The organism is Serratia sp. J2 (genome assembly GCF_046269175.1).
Classification (GTDB): Bacteria; Pseudomonadota; Gammaproteobacteria; order Enterobacterales; family Enterobacteriaceae; genus Chania; species Chania fonticola_C.
On sequence record NZ_JBKABN010000026.1, the window covers coordinates 29,984 to 49,755 of the forward strand.

Genomic DNA, 19,772 nt, shown 5'->3' on the forward strand with positions numbered 1-19,772 from the left:
GGTCCATCACCTCATATTCATTCTCAAGCATAAGAGCGCCGCTATGAAAAATATCAATCCTAGTCAAACCGCTGCTTGGCAAGCCCTGCAGCAACATTTCGAACAAATCAAAGACGTCCAGATCCGTGACCTGTTTGCTCAGGATAGTGAGCGTTTCTCCAAGTTCTCTGCCACTTTCAACGATCAGATGCTGGTGGATTACTCCAAAAACCGCATCACCGCAGAAACCCTGGAGAAGCTGCAGGCACTGGCGAAAGAAACTGACCTGCAAAGCGCGATCAAATCGATGTTCTCCGGTGAGAAAATCAACCGTACGGAAGATCGTGCCGTGCTGCATGTTGCCCTGCGTAACCGCAGCAACACGCCAATCATTGTTGATGGCAAGGACGTGATGCCAGAAGTCAATGCGGTGCTGGCGAAGATGAAACAGTTCTGCGACCGTGTCATCGGTGGTGACTGGAAAGGTTACACCGGCAAACCGATTACCGACGTGGTCAACATCGGCATCGGCGGCTCAGATCTCGGCCCTTATATGGCAACCGAAGCGCTGCGCCCCTATAAAAACCACCTGAACATGCACTTTGTTTCCAACGTAGACGGCACCCATATCGCCGAAACGCTAAAACCGTTGGATCCGGCGACTACGCTGTTCCTGGTGGCGTCTAAAACCTTCACGACTCAGGAAACCATGACCAACGCCCACAGCGCGCGCGACTGGTTCCTGAGCACCGCTGGCGATCAGCAGCACGTCGCGAAACACTTCGCCGCGCTGTCTACCAACGGTAAAGCGGTGGCCGAGTTTGGTATCGACACCGACAATATGTTCGAATTCTGGGACTGGGTGGGGGGCCGTTACTCTCTGTGGTCGGCAATCGGCCTGTCTATCGCGCTGTCTTTGGGCTTTGAAAACTTCGAGCAGTTGCTGAGCGGCGCGCATGAGATGGACAAGCACTTTGCCCAGACGCCTGCCGAGCAAAACCTGCCGGTGCTGTTGGCGCTGATCGGTATCTGGTACAACAATTTCTTCGGTGCAGAGACCGAAGCGATCCTGCCGTACGACCAGTATATGCACCGTTTTGCCGCTTATTTCCAACAGGGCAACATGGAGTCTAATGGCAAATACGTTGACCGTAACGGCAATCCGGTAGATTACCAGACCGGCCCGATTATCTGGGGTGAACCAGGCACCAACGGCCAACATGCGTTCTATCAGCTGATCCATCAGGGGACCAAGCTGGTGCCTTGCGACTTTATCGCTCCGGCCATCAGCCATAATCCGCTGAGCGACCACCATGCCAAACTGTTGTCGAACTTCTTCGCACAGACGGAAGCGCTGGCGTTCGGTAAATCTCTGGACGTGGTTGAGGAAGAGTTCGCCGCACAGGGTAAAACGCCGGAAGAGGTCAAGCACGTTGCCCCATTCAAAGTGTTTGAAGGCAACCGCCCAACCAACTCCATCCTGCTGCGTGAGATCACCCCATTCAGCCTGGGTAGCCTGATTGCCCTGTATGAGCACAAGATCTTCACCCAGGGCGCGATCCTCAATATCTTCACCTTCGACCAATGGGGCGTAGAGCTGGGTAAACAGCTGGCTAACCGTATTCTGCCGGAACTGGCGGGTAAAGAAGCGGTGACCAGCCACGACACCTCAACCAACGGCTTGATCAATCGCTTTAAAGCCTGGCGTTAAGTTGCTCTGAATAGCCGCCAATAAAAAACCCGCCGCGGCGGGTTTTTTGATATCTGTAGGGATTACAGATTGATTGGTACTGCCATGCTGACACCGGCACCCACGTCATCGGCGGTGCTGTTGTTGTTATCGGTGTACCACAGGCTGGTATCAAACTTCACTTGTGAAGCGAAGTTATAACCCCAACCCAACTGAATGCCTTTCAGCGTGTCAGATTTCGGGAATGCCTGGTTGATGCTCTGGTTCAGCGGGTTCACCTTGGCATACACCAGGCGAGTGCTCCAGCGCTGGCCATCGTCCAGCACCAGTTCGACACGGCCGGACAGCATTTGCCCGTCACCGCCCATAGCGTGACCCAGCGGGTAACCCTGCTGGTAGTAGCCGTCTTTATAGTTATGATGTGTATAAACATAACCCTTACGGCTCATATCGGCGCGAGTATCAGCCCCTTCGATATACCAGTTGATAACGGTTGGGCCCCACTCTGGGTGACCTTCCAGGCCGAGCAGGTAGGTGTTTTGTGATGGCAGGTAGCCGGCCTCATCTTCCCCCACCAACTGGCCATACAGGCTGACCGGCATACCGATCAACGGCTGCATTTTCAGCTTGAAGTCGAAACCGGCAAGCTGGTTGCCCGGATCGTTACCTTGGCCGGAGTCGTCGTTATCGCGGCCAGCAAAGGCGTCCCAGAATGAGCTGAAGGATTGCGGACGACCATCGCCACCCCACTGCATAATGCGTGAGGCACCCAGTTCCAGGAAGTCGGTTGGCATCATGGTCAGACGGCCACCGATCAGTTTGGTGTTAGGTACTGCGGTATATTGTGACAGTTGACCTGCGGTGATCTGATATTGCCAACGACCAATCCAGGACAGCCAAGGCGTTTCAAACGGGGATTGATCGGCACGTTGCAGCATAAAGCCAGCCACCGGGCGTGCCGCGTCGGACCGGATCAGGCTGCCGTCATAGCCAGGACCCCACCATTGAGAGACTTCACCGAATGACAGCCACTGGTTCCACACTTTGATGGCACCGTATGAGCCGTTCAGGTTGAATTTGGAACCATCGGAGACGCGCTGATCGCCTTCCACGGCACCTTGCAGACGCACGTCCCAGAACTCACCGTTGGCGCCAGCGCCGATGGTCAGGCTGCTGTCGGCATAGTGACTCTGACCGAAGCCCTGCGGCGTGCCAGGCTTGTCGGTAGAGGTATAACCGGTGACGGTAATATTGGCTTTTAAGTCACCCACCCGGCGCTGTACGCGGTCAATGACGGTTTTTTCTGTGTTGGTCACCGGCTTGGCTTGCGCCAGCACCGAGTTGATCTCTTCCTGGCTTAGCGGCCAGGTAGACAGGCTGACGTTAATCACACCGCGATCGGATAACCAGGCGAGGTCATTGCGCAGATCGTTATCAGGAGTCACCAGTCCGCCGGCGTAGCTGGCAAACGAACAGGTGAAAAGGCCTGCCGCGACCAGTGCGTGGAGTTTAGCTCGCATGAAAGTTCCTTTCTAGATTACGGGAATTTAGAGGCATAATGCCTGAGACTGCGCCCATGATAGAGGACATTTCAATTTGCTACAAATATATACAAGCGTAATCAATTCATGCAACTGATTGAAAATAGGGTGGTTCGCCTGAAGATAAACCCTCAGGGCAACTTTAGGAAAAAGCCCATTAGGCATTTCTGCACTTATAACTGGCCGAACGACGGGAGAAGTCATGGCAAAAACATCACGATCATTGATGATCGCAAAAGGGCTACAGCGGGTACTAAACGTGGGGTTGCTGCTATTGGCGGCGATTCTGGTAGTTTTTTTGGTCAAAGAAACCTTTCATTTGGCGAAAGTATTATTCGTCAGTAACGAGGAGTCTTCTTCGTACCAGTTGATTGAGGGGATCGTGATTTATTTCCTCTACTTCGAATTTATTGCCTTGATTGTTAAATACTTTGAGTCGGGCTATCACTTCCCGCTACGCTACTTTATCTATATTGGCATCACCGCGATTATTCGTTTGATCATCGTTGATCATGAGAACCCTTTCGACACGCTGGTTTATTCCGGCGCCATATTATTACTGGTGGTGACCTTGTATCTGGCCAATACCGATCGGCTGAAGCGGGAGTAACCATAAAAATGGCGGCCCAGCGAAGGCCGCCAAAGACACAGTTCATAGAGAGAAACAAAGTACATCAAACGTATTGCAGTGGCATAAATTAACCTTTCACCCCTCCCGCCGTCAGGCCACCGACCAACCAGCGCTGCGCCAGCAGGAATACTGCAGTGATCGGAATGGCGGACAACACCGCTGCGGCGGCAAAGTCACCCCATAGATAGTTCTGCGGATTCAGATATTGCTGCATGCCGACGGCCAGCGTGTAGCTGTTTACGTCGCGTAACAACAGTGAAGCTACTGGCACCTCGGTGATTGCCGCGATAAACGACAGAATAAACACCACCGCCAGGATCGGGACTGAAAGGGGCAGCAGCACCAGGCGGAACGCTTGCCAAGGCGTGGCACCGTCCAGGGCGGCGGCTTCTTCCAACGAGTTATCGATGGTTTCGAAGTAGCCTTTAATGGTCCAGACGTGCAGCGCAATACCGCCCATATAGGCGAATATCACACCGCCATGGGTATTGAGGCCGATAAACGGAATGTACTGCCCCAGACGATCGAACAGGGCATACAGTGCAACCAAAGACAGCACTGCCGGGAACATCTGGAAGATCAGCATGCTTTTCAGCAGGGTACTTTTGCCACGAAAACGCATGCGGGCAAAGGCGTAGGCACAGGTGGTAGAGAGCGTCACGATCCCCACTGCGGTGATCGCCGCGACTTTAATCGAGTTCCACAGCCATAACAGTACAGGGAAAGGCGGTGGAGTGACGCTGCCATCCGCCTGGGTAACGCTCATCCCTAGCGCCAGCCGCCAGTGATCCCAAGAGATTTGATCCGGGATCAGACTGCCGGTGGCAAAGTTACCGGAGCGTAGCGAAATCGCCACCACCATCAGCAACGGGAACATGATCAGGGCAATAAAGCTCAGCATCAGAATATGGGTGATCCACAGGCGTACGCGCTGGGATTTGGGTTGCACCATGGCCATTGTCGTTCTCCCTTAGTCAAAGTTCATTTTGCTGGCTTTCAGGTTCAGGATCGCCAGTGCGCCAACCAACAGGAAAATCAGCGTGGCAATGGCCGCCGCCAGCCCGAAGTCCTGACCCCCACCGCCTTCAAACGCGATGCGATAGGTGTAGCTCACCAACAGATCGGTATAGCCGGCCGGTGTGGTGGTGCCGATCATGTCTGGTCCGCCGCGGGTCAGCAGTTGGATTAGCACGAAGTTGTTAAAGTTGAAGGCAAAGCTGGCAATCATCAGCGGCGTCAACGGCTTGATCAGCAGCGGCAGGGTGATACGGAAGAAATTCTGCATCGGGCTGGCGCCGTCCATTGCCGAGGCTTCATACAGATCGTCGGGAATGGCTTTCAGCAGGCCCATACACAGGATCATCATGTACGGATAACCCAGCCAGGTATTGACGACCAGGATCATGCTTTTGGCGGTGAGTGGATCGGTGAACCAGGCCGGTTTAATGCCGAACAGCGCGTTGAGCATCAGGTTGATTTCACCGAAGCTCTGGTTAAATAACCCTTTGAAAATCAGAATGGAAATAAACGAAGGCACCGCGTAGGGCAGGATCAGTAATACCCGATACACCGCTTTGCCTTTTAGCGCTTCCCACTGCACCACGCAGGCCAGCACCATGCCTACGGCCACGGTGAGGATCACGGTCATCACCGAGAAAATAATGGTCCAGACAAAGATGGAGATAAACGGCTTCTGGATGCCTTCATCGTTGAGCACCCGTAAGAAGTTTTTCCAGCCGATGGTGACGGTATAACCCGGGCTGAGGGTGTCGGTCGCCCAATGGCCCTCGGCGTTAACGGCCTGATAAAAACCGATCTCCGGGTTAGGGCGATATTGTACCTGGGTCTGGTTATCGGTCAGCGTGCTGCCGTCTTTGGCTAGCGTGTACAACGGGCTGGTGCCGGAGAACTGGCGCAGGGAGCTCATGCGCAACTCGCCACCTTCTGGCAGGATGGCAACAATCTGGCTCAGCGTCTGGCGATTCTGGGTGATCACGCGCAGCGTAGCGCGCTCACCGGCGGGTTCAGCGCTTTCAACCGCCAATTTCAACGTTTGTGGCTCACTGGCGTTGAGGCTAAACGGCGCGGATATCAGTAGTTGGCCGCTATCTGGATGAGTTAACTGCAAACGCCACTGTTGGTTTTCTGCCGGATACAGTCCAAAGGTGAAGGTTTTACCGGTCTGGAATTGGCGTTGCATCAGCACCGACTGAGCGCGTTCGAAGGTCAGCTGGTTGGTGCTACTGTAGTTGGTAAAGGCGATGGCGATGGTGCAAATCAGCGGGAACAGGACGAACAGCCCCATTCCGGCGACGCCAGGATAGACGTAGCGCCAGGCATAGGCACGGCGGTTGGCGAACACGTAGAGCCCGGCACTGACCAACACCAGCGTCAGGATGGCGAACAGATATTCTCCCTGTGCATACATCACCACAATCAGATAGCAGGTTACCAGGCTGAACAGGCCGACAATCAGCCATTTCAGTATGTCACTCTGCCACCACTTCGATTTTTTTCGCGCGGATGTTCCGGCGTGAGCAAGTTGCATAGGGCTTTCCTTTCAGGTGTTACCGCGAGAGGCCAACGGCCTCTCACACAGCAGGGCAAAGGCGGGCATCACAGCCCGCCAATGGCCAGGGTATTACTTGGTGATACGGGTATGAGCATCTTCCAGTGCGGCTTTCACCGTCTGGCGGCCCGTGATGGCGTTGATCACGGCGCTACGCATCGCATACCAGAAGGTACTCATCTGCGGGATGTTTGGCATGATTTCGCCGTTTTGCGAGTTCTGCATGGTGGCGGCAATCTTCGGATCTTTTGCCAGCTGTTCCTGGAACGATTTCAGCGCCACGGCACCCAACGGTTTATCTTTGTTAACGTCAGCTAGGCCCTGATCGGTAATCAGGTAGTTCTCCAGGAACTCGGTCGCCAGTTCTTTGTTAGGGCTGGCGGCGTTGATGCCTGCGGTCAGCACGCCAACGAACGGCTTGGACGGTTTGCCCTGGAAGGTTGGCAGCAGCGTGACGCCATAGTTGATTTTGCTTTGCTCGATGTTGGTCCAGGCCCAAGGCCCGTTGATGGTCATCGCCGTCTGGCCCTTGTTGAAGGCGGCTTCGGCAATCGAGTAGTCGGTATCGGCGTTGATGTGCTTGTTTTTCACCAGATCGACGATGAACTGCAGGCCAGCCTGTGAACCGGCGTTGGCTACGCCCACGTCTTTGATGTTGTATTTGCCATCTTCAAACTTGAAGGCATAACCGCCATTGGCGGCAATAACTGGCCAGGTGAAGTAGGGTTCTTGCAGGTTCCACATGATGGCGCTTTTGCCTTTGGCACGCAGCTCTTTATCCAGCGCCGGGATCTCTTCCCAGGTTTTTGGCGCTTCTTTGATCAGGTCTTTGTTATAAATCAGCGACAGGGCTTCCACCGCGATCGGGTAACCGATCAGCTTGCCGTCAAAGCGTACCGCATCCCAGGTGAACGGATAGATTTTTTCCTGGAAGGCTTTGGAAGGATGGATTTCTGCTAACAGGCCCGATTGCGCGTAGCCCCCAAAACGGTCGTGAGCCCAGAAGATGATATCCGGGCCGTCACCGGTAGCGGCAACCTGCGGGAACTTCTCTTCCAGTTTGTCCGGGTGTTCGATGGTCACTTTGATGCCGGTGTCTTTCTCAAACTTTTTACCTACCTCGGCCAGGCCGTTATAGCCTTTATCGCCGTTGATCCAGATAACCAGTTTGCCTTCTTCTATTTTGGCGAAAGCGGAGGAGGAGAGCACCAGCGTCGTTAATGCTGAAAGCGCCAGCGTGCGTACGGTTGTTGTCATTGTGCGATTCATAAATCCAATCCTTCTGTGGGGACTGCGGTAAGGAGAGCGGTTACGCGCTAATAGTGGGTCACAACCCGCTGTGTTCTCATCCTCCCCCCGTCTACGCCCCATGCCTGAGTAGTGTGATCCAGCTAGCAAACCGCCCTATTCTGTGGTGTCGGACACTAAAAGGCAGGGCTATTTTTGCAAGGAAGATCACAGATTTGCCTTATGCCGGGAACTTTCGCCGCGCATCGTCGTTCTCTCATCCTCCCATCTCCTCCCCCATGAAAAATCCTGTTACGGATGATTACCCCTCCTTGCCATTACCTCACTATTGGCAACATTGATTTTTACCGCCTAACGCTGCAGGAACCCTGACCTATGTCACCAGTGCGTACCGCTACTCACCCCACGTTGTACCAGATCCATCCGGTCAGTTTCCGCGATGGAAACGGCGATGGTGTGGGCGACGTACACGGCATGATGGCGGCGCTGCCCTATCTGAAAGCACTGGCGGTGGACGGGTTGTTATTGCCGCTGGCGCTATCACCTGAGGCTGGAGCGGAAGTGGCCGGGCACGGGCTGTCACTTTGGCACAGTGAAGGCACTCAGCGTATCTGCCGCAGTGCCGCTCCCGAGCAGCACTATGCCCGCAGCGCACTGGCGCTGGAAGTGGTGCCGTTTAGCTGCGAAAAGCTGGTGGAGGTATTGCATGCGCATCGCCACCAACTGGGCGAAAAAGTCTGGAGCACTGGCGAAATCGATCAGCCGCGGGTGGTCAGCCATTGGGGGCAAGGCGATCTGCGTTCTGCGCAGGCTTTCCTGACTCTGTTGGCCTTGCTGCCCGCCCCTATCTGTTTGTATCAGGGCGAAGAGTTGGGCTTGCCACACGCGGCGGAGCTGCAAGAGCCGCAGGGGGCACAAACCCCGATGCCTTGGCATGAAGCGCCGGAGCAGGTCACCGCAGGAGAAATCCACTGGTATCAACAGGTGGCGATAGAACACCGTGCGCTGGCCATCAGCCGCCAGCAACACGACCACCATTCAACCTTACGTTACTGCCAGGCCCTGTTGGCCCTGCGTCAGCACCCGGTGATCCAATGTGGTGTTCTGAACCAGATCAGCCAGGAAAATGGCGTTATTCGCTTACTTATTACCCATCAGGATCAATGCCTTGAAGCGCTGATCAACCTACAGCCTTATACTCAGCCGGCCGCACCGGCTGAGGCGACCAAGCCTATGGCATGGCAGTACGGTGCGCAGCAAGAGGGTCATCAATGGGTCTTGGCGGGCTTCGGTTCCGCCATCTTCACACGAAATGTTAACTGCGAAAGCAGGGGAGTAACGCATGGCTAGCGTCACACTGCGCAGCGTTTATAAGGCCTTCGGCGAGGTCGTGATTTCCAAAGACGTCAATCTGACTATCGATGACGGCGAGTTTGTGGTGTTTGTCGGGCCATCCGGCTGCGGCAAATCAACGTTGCTGCGCATGATCGCCGGGCTGGAGGATATTACCTCTGGCGATCTGTTCATCGGCGAAAAACGGATGAATGAGGTGCCGCCTTCCGAGCGCGGTATCGGCATGGTGTTCCAGTCTTACGCGCTGTATCCGCATCTGTCCGTGGCCGACAACATGTCATTTGGCCTGAAGCTGGCCGGGGCCAAAAAAGCGGAAATCAATCAGCGGGTTAATCAGGTGTCCGAAGTGCTGCAATTAGCGCATTTGCTGGACCGACGCCCAAAAGCCCTGTCCGGTGGACAGCGTCAGCGTGTGGCGATTGGCCGTACGCTGGTGGCTGAACCCGATGTATTCCTGCTGGACGAACCGCTTTCCAACCTGGATGCCGCACTGCGGGTGCAGATGCGCATTGAGATCTCACGTCTGCACAAGCGGCTGCAGCGCACCATGATTTACGTCACTCACGACCAGGTCGAAGCGATGACGCTGGCCGACAAAATCGTGGTGCTGGACGCCGGGCGTGTGGCCCAGATCGGTAAGCCGCTGGAACTCTATCACTACCCGGCCAACCGCTTTGTCGCGGGCTTTATCGGCTCGCCGAAAATGAATTTCCTGCCGGTGAAAGTGACCGGTGTGGAAGCGCTGCGGGTACAGATCGAACTGCCGATGCCTAATCGTCAATTGGTATGGCTGCCGGTTGAAGGGCAGGGCATTGAGGTGGGGACCAACCTGTCGTTGGGTATCCGCCCAGAACATCTGTTACCGAGTTCCGAATCTGAAGTGACATTGATGGGTGAAGTACAGGTGGTGGAGCAGCTCGGCAACGAGACGCAAATCCATATCCAAATTCCGGCAATTCGTCAAAACCTGGTTTACCGCCAGAACGACGTGGTGCTGGTAGAAGAAGGTGCAACATTCGCCATCGGCCTGCCGCCACACCGCTGCCACCTGTTCCGTGAGGATGGGACGGCGTGTAAACGGCTGCATCAGGAACCGGGTGTTTAAAGCATCAAGGTCTGTATAACAGGAGAATAATGATGACTACTCTGCGCAAACTTCCTCTGACTCTGGCTGTCGCCGCCGGTGTCTTATCCTCATCAGCGATGGCGGTGGATTTCCACGGCTACGCACGTTCCGGTATCGGTTGGACCGGCAGCGGTGGTGAACAACAGTGTTTCCAGGCAACCGGAGCCAGCAGCAAGTACCGTCTGGGTAACGAATGTGAAACCTATGCGGAACTGAAACTGGGCCAGGAAGTGTGGAAAGAGGGCGACAAGAGCTTCTACTTCGACACTAACGTGGCCTATTCCGTGTCGCAACAGTCTGACTGGGAATCTACCAGCCCGGCCTTCCGTGAAGTTAACGTGCAGGGTAAAAACCTGATCGACGCGTTGCCAGGTGCCAACATGTGGGCCGGTAAACGCTTCTATCAACGTCATGACGTCCATATGATCGACTTCTACTACTGGGACATTTCAGGTCCTGGTGCCGGTCTGGAAAATATCGATCTGGGCTTCGGCAAGCTGTCTGCTGCCGTGACTCGTAACACCGAATCTGGTGGTTCCTTAGGTTATATCGACAATGAACGTGATGAGCGTCCAACCGTCAACGATACCTACGATCTGCGTTTGGCTGGCCTTGAGCTGAACCCGGGCGGTACGTTGGAACTGGGTGTGGATTATGGCCGTGCAAACGCGCAAGACCATTACCACCTGGCCGACGGGGCAAGCAAAGACGGTTGGATGTTTACTGCGGAGCATACCCAGAGCATCCTGGGCGGCTACAACAAGTTTGTGGTGCAGTACGCTACCGATTCCATGACTGCGCAGAACAACGGCCGTAGCCAAGGGGCTTCCATTGATGACAACGGCAAGATGATCCGCGTGCTGGATCACGGTGCCATCGACTTCAACGATGATTGGGCAATGATGTACGTTGCCATGTATCAGGACGTTAACCGCGATAATGACAACGGCACCACCTGGTACACCGTGGGCGTGCGCCCAATGTACAAATGGACGCCAATCATGAGCACCCTGATGGAAGTTGGCTACGACAACGTGAAGTCTCAACGTACTGGCGATCGTAACGGCCAATACAAAGTCACCCTGGCACAACAGTGGCAAGCGGGTAACAGCATCTGGTCACGTCCGGCGATCCGTGTCTTCGCGACCTACGCCAACTGGGATGAGAAGTGGGGCTACGCAAACAACGATTCCGGTGCGGGCTACAACGCAGGTACGGCTTATAACGATACCAGCATGCATACCTTCAGCCGTGGTAAAGACAGCGAAGTCACCTTCGGTGCCCAGATGGAAATCTGGTGGTAATACTGGCTTGACGGGAGGGCACCTGTACGCCCTCCCTCTTACCGTTTAACCGGCAGTAGTGCGCTTGCCTGCCCGCTGCCGGGATACACGCTCAAAGCGAGAGGGTAATAACAATGAAAAAAAATCTACTGTCATTCTGCCTGTCTCTGGCGTTGACCGTCGGCGCATCGCTGGCGACCTATGCCGATACCCCGGCCAATGTTTCCGTCGCTCCGGCCATCAGTGCCGCCACCCTGCAAAGTTTGCCTTGGCAGCCGCTGGTGCCGCCGGTTAGCCAGGATGTCCAACTCAATAACGTCAGCCCACAGATCAATCAGGGCCAGATCCAGGGGGCCGTTGCCGCATTTGCGCTGCCAGCCGATCGGGGATCGCTGGAAATCCAACTGAGCAGTCTGGCCAATAAAAACTCAATCTATGCCCCAAGCGTATTGGTGCTGGATGAACATATGCGCCCGGCGGCCTATTATCCGAGCAGCTATTTCGCTTACCAGCCACCGGGCGTGATGTCTGCCGATCGGCTGGAGGGCACGTTGAAACTGACTCCGGCGCTGGGGCAAAAACAGATTTATCTGTTGGTGTACACCACTCAGCAGGATCTGGCTAAAACCACCACCCTGACCAACCCAGCCAAAGCCTACGCCCAAGGGGTGGGTAACGCGGTACCGGACATCCCGGATCCGATCGCCAGCCACAGCACCAGCGGCACGTTGAAGCTGAAGGTGACGGCAGAACAAGGCGCCAGCAATATCATGATCGGCATGCTGCAATCGGCTCCGGCAACGCCACCGGTCGTAGTGGGGGCCACCGCTCCGGCAATTGCGGCTCCAGCACCGGTTGCTACCGCACCGGCAGAGCCGATGCTCAATGACACCGAGGCTTACTTCAATAACGGCATTAAACAGGCGGTCAAGGCGGGGGATATCGATAAAGCGCTGAAACTGATGAATGAGGCCGAAAAACTGGGTTCCACCACCGCTCGTGAAACGTTTATTGGCAGCGTGAAAGGCAAGGGGTAATCCCCCACGCTACTGATGCTGGCTTGATGATTGGTGCGCTTTGGCGCACCTTTTTTCATCTGCAAGTCACTTACATCCAGCAGGCGGGGGCTTTCTTGCTCAAGCTTGGCGCCAACAGCGCGAACTCCCTCGCGTTATGATATCTTCCACTACGGCAGCCTGCCGTTTTACCCCCTGATAATGGGGGGCGCGTTACGTCACGAATCTGCCTGCCGCTTTTGCATTTCTGCGTTACAATGAATTTCTGTTAACAGTTTGTATGGCTTGGCGCGGCACGTAGCCTCCGGCCTGGAGTAGCATAATGTCTGACATTAGGGAGCCCATCCTGCCGCCTATTGAGTGGCTGTCTGAACATTCCTCAATACCTGCCGCCGTTAGCGATTGGCTGATGGAGTTAGGTTCCATGACCCGCCGTTTTGAGCGCCATTGTGGCCGCGTGCAGGTAGAACCTCAGCGTGAATGCTTCATCACTCGTGACCAGCTTGCCGAAGAGGCGGTTCATCTGCCACATAGCGAGCGCTATTGGCTGCGTGAGATCGTCTTACTGGGTGACGGCGAGCCTTGGTTGCTGGGGCGTACGGTGATCCCACAGGAAACACTGACCGGGCCGGATCTGGCGTTGGTCGATCTGGGGACGTTGCCACTGGGCCGTTATCTGTTCAGCAGTGAAAGCCTGACTCGTGATTATATCCATGTTGGCCAGCAGAAGGATCTGTGGGCGCGGCGTTCTCGCCTCCGTCTGGCGGGAAAGCCATTGTTACTGACGGAACTGTTTCTACCGGCCTCTCCACTGTATGCGGTGGAAAAGGGCACTCCGGCATAATTAGGGGAGAAAGAACTTTGGAAGGGAGCGTGATTCAAAGCAAATGGCAGGCCTATTGCCATCTGATGCGTATCGATAAGCCGATTGGCACGCTATTGTTGCTGTGGCCCACCTTGTGGGCATTGTGGTTGGCAGGGGGGGGAGTTCCTTCGCCGTCGGTATTGCTGGTCTTTGTGCTTGGCGTTTTCCTGATGCGTGCTGCGGGTTGCGTGGTAAATGACTATGCCGATCGCGCTTTCGATGGGCATGTGAAACGCACCGCTGGCCGCCCGATGCCGAGCGGCCGCGTCAGCGAAAAAGAGGCCAAGATCCTGTTTGTCTCGCTGGTGCTGGTTTCCTTTGCGCTGGTGTTGACGTTGAACGCCATGACCATCTGGCTGTCGCTGGCGGCTCTGGCGCTGGCCTGGGTTTACCCGTTTATGAAGCGGGTGACCAATCTGCCACAGGTGGTGCTAGGGGCGGCGTTTGGCTGGTCGATCCCGATGGCCTATGCTGCTGTCAGCGAGTCGCTGCCACTGAGCTGCTGGCTGCTGTTTCTGGCCAATATCTGCTGGACGGTGGCTTACGATACCTTGTATGCCATGGTCGATCGTGATGATGATTTGAAGATTGGTATCAAGTCCACCGCGGTGCTGTTTGGCCGCCATGACAAGTTGATCGTCGGGTTGTTGCAGTTTGCTACGCTGTTGCTGATGCTGTGGGTGGGTTATCTAGTGCAACTGGGAGGCGCGTTTTACTGGTCGCTGTTGCTGGCGGGAGCGCTGTTTATCCATCAGCAAAAGCAGGTGGCTGGCCGCGAGCGCGATGCCTGCTTCCGTGCCTTCCTGAATAACAACTACGTTGGTTTGGTGTTGTTCATCGGTATTGCGCTTAGCTACGTTTGATTTGCCCAATGCAGAAAGTAAAAAGGCATCCATTATCGGATGCCTTTTTCGTGGTAACTGGCCTGCAAGTTACTCGTCTTCTTTTACTACTTCAGCCGCCAGCGCTGGGGTATTGGTTTCTTCCGGCATGCTGACGCTTTCGATGGTCAGTTTGATTTCCGGGGTGATCAGATCGCTCAACATGGTGTAAACCTCCATGGTGTGCTCGCGGATCGCATCGCCAATATCATTGATAAAGCCTTCTTCACGCAGCGTCGCCACCAGGGTGGAGAACACCGCCTTATCGAAGAACTCCGGCGCGTTGATGCCGTGCAGCACCGACAAACGCTGGGCCATAATGCGGCTCTCTTTCTCCAGGGCACCCCGGTTGATACTTGGGTTGGCGCTGAGGATCGACATGGTGATGGCATAGCGTTGCAGGGTTTCACGAACCCCGGCGGCCAGCAGCTGTAACGGACGGATGCGCGCAGGATTCAGCACCAGTTCATCGCCTTTGCTACAAATCAGCTGCTGACGTATCAACTCTTCGATCAGCGGTTGCAGCACTTCGGCTAGCTGTTCTTTGTCGTAGCGCAGGAACAGCTCGGCCTTCAGCATCGGATAGATCAGGCTGACCTGACGCAGCAGCTCAACGCGCGACACGCGTCGGTGATGCATCACGATAGACGCGATCAGTGAAGGCAGTACCAACATATGATGGATATTGTTGCGATAGTACGTCATCAGCACCGCCTGCTCGCGCGGCAGAATGATGATGTCGCCGATGTTGTCCTTCTCCACTTCAAACTTGTTCATGTTTAAAGCGTGATCCAGCAACTGGTCTGGCGTTTGTGTTGGTACGGTGGCGTCCGGTGCATAAGGCACGTTACGCATTAACTGTAAGTAGCATTCCAACTGCTCAAGCAACTGCTCACGGGTCAGCGAACGTTGGCGTGAGGCCAGCAGCGCGGTAGAACACAGGTTCATGGCGTTGGCGGCGGCAGCGTTGTTGATACGCACCATGATCTGAGCCGCCAGATCGTTGACCGCAGGCGTCAGCCAGCTTGGGCGCTGTGCTTCGATCGGGTCGATAGATTCACGCCAATGCGGGACGTTTTGGTTCAGGTAGGTAGTCAACGGCAGCGGTTCGCCAAAGTTCACGTAGCCCTGGCCGAGGTTGCGTAGCTTGCGCAAGCCGCGCACCATTTGCAGCAGGCTCTCTTTCTCTTTGGTCGCACCACGCAGCTCTTTGGCGTAAGTACCCACTTCCATCACGTGCTCGTAACCGATATAAATCGGCACCAGGGTGATCGGACGGGTACCGCCGCGCAGCATGGCCTGAATGGTCATCGACAGGGTGCCGGTTTTCGGTTCCAGCAGGCGGCCGGTACGGGAACGCCCACCTTCAACAAAGTATTCTACCGAGTAACCACGGGTGAACAGCTCACCGAGGTATTCACGAAACACGGTTGAATAGAGTTTGTTGCCCTTGAAGGTGCGGCGGATAAAGAACGCGCCCAGGCGGCGGAATATCGGCCCGGCAGGCCAGAAGTTCAGGTTAATACCCGCTGCGATATGCGGTGGCACCAGCCCTTGATGGTAGAGCACATAGGACAACAGCAGATAGTCCATGTGGCTGCGGTGACACGGCACATAGACGATCTCGTGGCCATCCTGCGCCAACTGACGCACACGCTCGGCGTTGGTGACGTTGATACCCTGATACAGCCGGTTCCAGGTCCAGCTCAACACGCGGTCGGACAGGCGCACCGTTTCATAGGAGAAATCGGCGGCAATCTCTTCCATCAGCGCAATTGCGTTCTGCTGGGCCTTTTCGTGGGAGATCTTTTTGCTGCGCGCTTCGTCTTCGATCGCTTTTTCAATCGCCTTGGAGGACAGCAGCTTTTTGAACAGATCCTGACGGGCAGGCAGGCTTGGCCCAACGGCGGCCAGGCGCTGACGAGCGAAGTGCATGCGGGCGACACGGGCCAGTTTTTGCGCGATGGTCTTATCGGTGCCATGTTCGGTCGCCATCCGGCGTAGGGACACGGTGTTGGAGAAACGGACAAAGCTGTCGCGCCCCAGCCACAGTACGGCGAAGAACTTCTGTACGCCGTTCAGCAGGCGCAGGTGCGGCGTGCCGTGGCCTTCGCGCCCTGGGGAGCGGCCAAACATCACCGAAACCGGCAACATCTGAATATCGAGATCCGGGTTGCTGCGGTGCAGATCCAGATAATCGTGGAACAGTTTTACCGATTCTTCTTTGGGGGTGTAATAGCGGAATACGCGTGGGCCATCGTGGATAAACACGTAGCTTGGCAGTACGGTGCCATCGATTTCCAACGGGTTAAGGGGATCGGGCAGATCTTGCGCCAGACACTGGGTGCGCAAGGTGAGTAAATCCGCCTTGGAATTATAAGGTAAAACATACAAAATCGGTCGTGAGGGATCCAACCCTAACTCCGTGACCGGATCTGAAGGGATAACCTTACTTCTTACCAACATTTTTAGTGGTAAGTTCAATATCTTATAATAGATTTTACGCCAACCTGACATGACAACGTGAAGCCTCTTGTTAGCAATTCGCCGCAAGCATACCAGAAACCGGGTAGCAGATCTGTGGCGTTGGGAAATCCACGGCCGTTCACGGCAATGGAAGTACATAGTTGAATTATACCTGATGGATATCAAATTGACCGCTCTAGCGCATTCATGCTCTCGCGGCATTGGTATGACATAGCTAGGTGATTAAGGTATTCCAACCTTGCTGTATACTGCGATGCGATAAAAATGTGATTGGGCTGGCAAATCTGTCTGGAACGTTGCGGCTGGCGACATGCGGGTACATGATTCATCTTGGAGAAAGGCGTTCTTAACTATGGCAAATCAAGCAACTGGCCTGACGCGTATCATTAAAGCAGCAGGCTATTCCTATAAAGGTTTAACCGCCGCCTGGCAGAACGAAGCCGCCTTCCGCCAGGAACTGGTGGCGACGGTAGTGGCTATCATCGTGGCGGTTTGGCTGGACGTAGGGGCGATCGCGCGCATCTTGTTGATCGGCTCGGTGCTGCTGGTGATGATTGTCGAAATCCTCAACAGCGCGATTGAGGCCGTTGTCGATCGCGTGGGTACGGAATATCACGAGCTTTCTGGGCGGGCCAAAGATATGGGCTCGGCGGCGGTATCGCTGGCAATCATTCTGGCACTGTTCGTTTGGGCTTCGGTACTTTGGCAGCATTTGGCGTGAAAACCTGCGGGTATCGTTGCGATCCCGCTCGCTACCTGCTGATTTTTATTTATTCTTCGGTTCCCAATCCAGACTTAGCTGTATATACTCACAGCAAGACTGTATAAACAAACAGGGGGCGGAATGAAAGCACTAACTACCAGACAGCAAGAGGTCTACGACCTGATTCGCGATCATATTTCGCAAACGGGCATGCCACCGACGCGTGCCGAGATCGCAATGCGCCTGGGGTTCCGCTCACCAAATGCTGCAGAAGAGCACTTGAAGGCGCTGGCTCGCAAAGGCGTCATCGAGATCATCTCCGGCGCATCACGCGGTATCCGCCTGCTGATGGAAGATGAAGAGGGGTTACCTCTGGTGGGCCGTGTGGCTGCCGGTGAACCTCTGTTGGCTCAGCAGCACATTGAAGGACACTATAAGGTGGATCCTTCTCTGTTCAAGCCTAATGCCGATTTCCTGCTGCGCGTTAGCGGCATGTCGATGCGCGATATCGGTATCCTGGATGGCGATCTGCTGGCGGTACATAAGACTCAAGACGTGCGCAACGGCCAGGTTGTCGTCGCCCGTATTGAAGACGAGGTCACGGTCAAGCGCCTGAAGAAACACGGTAACGTCGTCGAACTGCTGCCAGAAAACAGTGAATTCCAACCGATTGTGGTCGATCTGCGTCAGCAGAACTTCACCATCGAAGGCCTGGCGGTGGGTGTGATCCGCAACGGCGACTGGATCTAACCGCTTTACCACGTATTACAGCCCTTTAAAACGGCCAACCTCGCCCCAACTCTGGGGCGATGTCATTTCTAAGCTACGCTAAAATCCATGTTTGTACGGGAACATATCGCCATGCGCCTGCTTTCTGCCTTCACCAGTGACACCGACAAAGCTCTGTGGCGCCTGGCGTTGCCGATGATTTTCTCCAATATTACCGTGCCCTTGCTTGGCCTGGTGGATACCGCCGTTATCGGCCATCTCGATAGCCCTAGCTACCTTGGCGGGGTCGCGGTGGGGTCAATGGCCACCAGCTTCCTGTTTATGTTGTTGCTGTTCCTGCGTATGAGCACCACCGGGCTGACTGCGCAGGCGCTGGGGGCGCAAGATCCCTACCGGCTGGCTCGCGCCTTTATGCAGCCGTTATTGTTGGCGCTGGTGGCCGGGCTGGCAATTGTGCTGTTGCGAGCCCCATTGATCACCTTGGCGCTGAACATTGTGGGGGGCGATCGGGAAGTATTGGTACAGGCCAGGCTATTTTTGGAGATCCGCTGGCTCAGCGCTCCGGCGGCATTAGCCAATATGGTGCTGCTCGGCTGGTTGCTGGGAGTTCAGTACGTGCGGGCACCGGTGATCTTGCTGATCGTCGGTAACCTGCTGAACATCGTGCTGGATATCTGGCTGGTGATGGGGCTGGGTTGGAACGTGCAGGGGGCCGCGGCTGCCACGGTGATTGCTGAATACGCCACGCTGTTGCTGGGCTTGTGGTTAGCATGGCGGGTACTACGCATGCGGGGGATTTCGCTGGCGATGCTGCGTACCGCCTGGCGTGGGGATCTGCGCCGCCTGCTGGCACTTAACCGCGACATTATGCTGCGCTCGTTATTACTGCAACTGTGTTTCGCCTCGTTAACCATTCTGGGAGCCCGTATGGGCGGAGAAGTGGTGGCGGTGAATGCGGTGCTGATGAATTTACTGACCTTTACCGCCTACGCGCTGGATGGTTTTGCCTACGCGGTGGAAGCCCATTCCGGCCACGCCTATGGTGCGCGGGACGGGCGGCAACTGCATAAAGTATGGCGTGCAGCCTGTCGGCAGGCTTGCCTGGTTGCCTGTGGTTTTGCCGTTATTTATCTGTTTGCCGGGCAGCAGATCGTGGCGGGCTTAACCTCGCTGCCGGAATTGCGTGCGCTGGCAAATCATTATCTGCCTTGGCAAGTAGTGCTGCCCCTGGTGGGGGTTTGGTGCTACCTGCTGGATGGCATGTTTATCGGCGCCACCCGTGGTGCAGAAATGCGTAACAGCATGGCGGTAGCCGCAGTGGGCTACGGGCTGACGTTGTTCACCCTGCCGGTATTGGGCAACCACGGTTTATGGCTGGCTCTGGCGGTATTCCTGGCACTGCGCGGGGCGGCTTTGGGCTGGGTATGGCATCGTCATAGCGTGCAGGGCACCTGGTTTTCATCCCCCCATTAGCGATGGATAGGCCAGGCTCGTTGATGATATGGGATGATTTTTCACATTTAGTTACATGTGCTCGGGGCTGTTTTAGTTCGCTTGCTTACTGTTTTAATGGCGTTTTTTGCTATTAAGACTTTTCCTAACCCTATTTCATGCTGCTTTTCGAGCACTTTTCGTGATGGGTGACTATAGTTAATCACGTGGCTGGCGAAT

The 19,772-nt window shown here is 55.3% G+C and carries 16 protein-coding genes; 11 read left to right on the top strand and 5 right to left on the bottom strand.

The window, feature by feature from the left end:
* Positions 1-43 precede the first annotated feature (43 nt).
* Positions 44-1,690, top strand: coding sequence for a glucose-6-phosphate isomerase (gene pgi / locus ACKWMY_RS22165; RefSeq protein ID WP_024528022.1), 1,647 nt, complete (start codon positions 44-46; stop codon positions 1,688-1,690).
* 62 nt (positions 1,691-1,752) lie between these two features.
* Here pgi and ACKWMY_RS22170 read toward each other — a convergent pair whose 3' ends face one another.
* Positions 1,753-3,189, bottom strand: coding sequence for a capsule assembly Wzi family protein (locus tag ACKWMY_RS22170; protein ID WP_409487048.1), 1,437 nt, complete (start codon positions 3,187-3,189; stop codon positions 1,753-1,755).
* Positions 3,190-3,412: 223 nt separating this feature from the next.
* Between ACKWMY_RS22170 and psiE the strand changes: the two genes are divergently transcribed.
* Positions 3,413-3,820, top strand: coding sequence for a phosphate-starvation-inducible protein PsiE (gene psiE, locus ACKWMY_RS22175; RefSeq protein WP_021180827.1), 408 nt, complete (start codon positions 3,413-3,415; stop codon positions 3,818-3,820).
* 88 nt (positions 3,821-3,908) lie between these two features.
* On the opposite strand, the gene malG is transcribed toward psiE, so the two are convergent.
* The 3 genes from malG to malE all read right to left on the bottom strand — a co-directional run bounded on the left by malG (position 3,909) and on the right by malE (position 7,679).
* On the bottom strand, positions 3,909-4,799 hold the full coding sequence (malG, locus tag ACKWMY_RS22180; RefSeq protein WP_024528020.1) for a maltose ABC transporter permease MalG: 891 nt from the start codon (positions 4,797-4,799) through the stop codon (positions 3,909-3,911).
* Positions 4,800-4,811: 12 nt separating this feature from the next.
* Positions 4,812-6,389, bottom strand: coding sequence for a maltose ABC transporter permease MalF (gene malF / locus ACKWMY_RS22185; RefSeq protein ID WP_409487049.1), 1,578 nt, complete (start codon positions 6,387-6,389; stop codon positions 4,812-4,814).
* A gap of 93 nt (positions 6,390-6,482) precedes the next feature.
* Entirely contained in the window at positions 6,483-7,679 is a 1,197-nt protein-coding gene (malE, locus tag ACKWMY_RS22190; RefSeq protein WP_024528018.1) for a maltose/maltodextrin ABC transporter substrate-binding protein MalE, read from the bottom strand.
* A gap of 354 nt (positions 7,680-8,033) precedes the next feature.
* Between malE and ACKWMY_RS22195 the strand changes: the two genes are divergently transcribed.
* From ACKWMY_RS22195 to ubiA, 6 genes are all read left to right on the top strand, one after another.
* On the top strand, positions 8,034-9,008 hold the full coding sequence (locus ACKWMY_RS22195; RefSeq protein ID WP_409487050.1) for an alpha-amylase family glycosyl hydrolase: 975 nt from the start codon (positions 8,034-8,036) through the stop codon (positions 9,006-9,008).
* On the top strand, positions 9,001-10,116 hold the full coding sequence (gene malK / locus ACKWMY_RS22200; protein WP_024528016.1) for a maltose/maltodextrin ABC transporter ATP-binding protein MalK: 1,116 nt from the start codon (positions 9,001-9,003) through the stop codon (positions 10,114-10,116). Before ACKWMY_RS22195 ends, malK begins: the two co-directional genes overlap by 8 nt.
* A gap of 29 nt (positions 10,117-10,145) precedes the next feature.
* Positions 10,146-11,441 carry a maltoporin gene (locus ACKWMY_RS22205; protein ID WP_143182293.1) on the top strand — a complete coding sequence of 432 codons (1,296 nt, stop codon included), beginning with the start codon at positions 10,146-10,148 and terminating at the stop codon, positions 11,439-11,441.
* 113 nt (positions 11,442-11,554) lie between these two features.
* Positions 11,555-12,457: a maltose operon protein MalM gene (gene malM / locus ACKWMY_RS22210; RefSeq protein WP_409487051.1), complete on the top strand. Its 903-nt coding sequence runs from the start codon at positions 11,555-11,557 to the stop codon at positions 12,455-12,457.
* Between the two features lie 301 nt (positions 12,458-12,758).
* Positions 12,759-13,280 carry a chorismate lyase gene (gene ubiC / locus ACKWMY_RS22215; protein WP_021180819.1) on the top strand — a complete coding sequence of 174 codons (522 nt, stop codon included), beginning with the start codon at positions 12,759-12,761 and terminating at the stop codon, positions 13,278-13,280.
* A gap of 17 nt (positions 13,281-13,297) precedes the next feature.
* Positions 13,298-14,164, top strand: a complete 867-nt coding sequence (gene ubiA / locus ACKWMY_RS22220) for a 4-hydroxybenzoate octaprenyltransferase (protein ID WP_024528013.1) — start codon at positions 13,298-13,300, stop codon at positions 14,162-14,164.
* Between the two features lie 69 nt (positions 14,165-14,233).
* Here the strand turns inward: ubiA and plsB are convergent, their stop codons facing one another.
* Positions 14,234-16,699 (bottom strand): glycerol-3-phosphate 1-O-acyltransferase PlsB, encoded by a 2,466-nt coding sequence (gene plsB, locus ACKWMY_RS22225; protein WP_098929639.1) that lies wholly within the window; start codon positions 16,697-16,699, stop codon positions 14,234-14,236.
* A 322-nt stretch (positions 16,700-17,021) separates the two neighbouring features.
* Between plsB and ACKWMY_RS22230 the strand changes: the two genes are divergently transcribed.
* The 3 genes from ACKWMY_RS22230 (at position 17,022) to dinF (ending at position 19,574) form a co-directional block, all read left to right on the top strand.
* Positions 17,022-17,390 (top strand): diacylglycerol kinase, encoded by a 369-nt coding sequence (locus ACKWMY_RS22230; protein ID WP_021180816.1) that lies wholly within the window; start codon positions 17,022-17,024, stop codon positions 17,388-17,390.
* A 123-nt stretch (positions 17,391-17,513) separates the two neighbouring features.
* A complete protein-coding gene (lexA, locus tag ACKWMY_RS22235; protein WP_021180815.1) occupies positions 17,514-18,122 on the top strand; it encodes a transcriptional repressor LexA in 609 nt (202 codons plus the stop codon).
* 111 nt (positions 18,123-18,233) lie between these two features.
* Entirely contained in the window at positions 18,234-19,574 is a 1,341-nt protein-coding gene (gene dinF, locus ACKWMY_RS22240; protein ID WP_074031516.1) for an MATE family efflux transporter DinF, read from the top strand.
* The last annotated feature ends 198 nt before the right edge of the window (positions 19,575-19,772 follow it).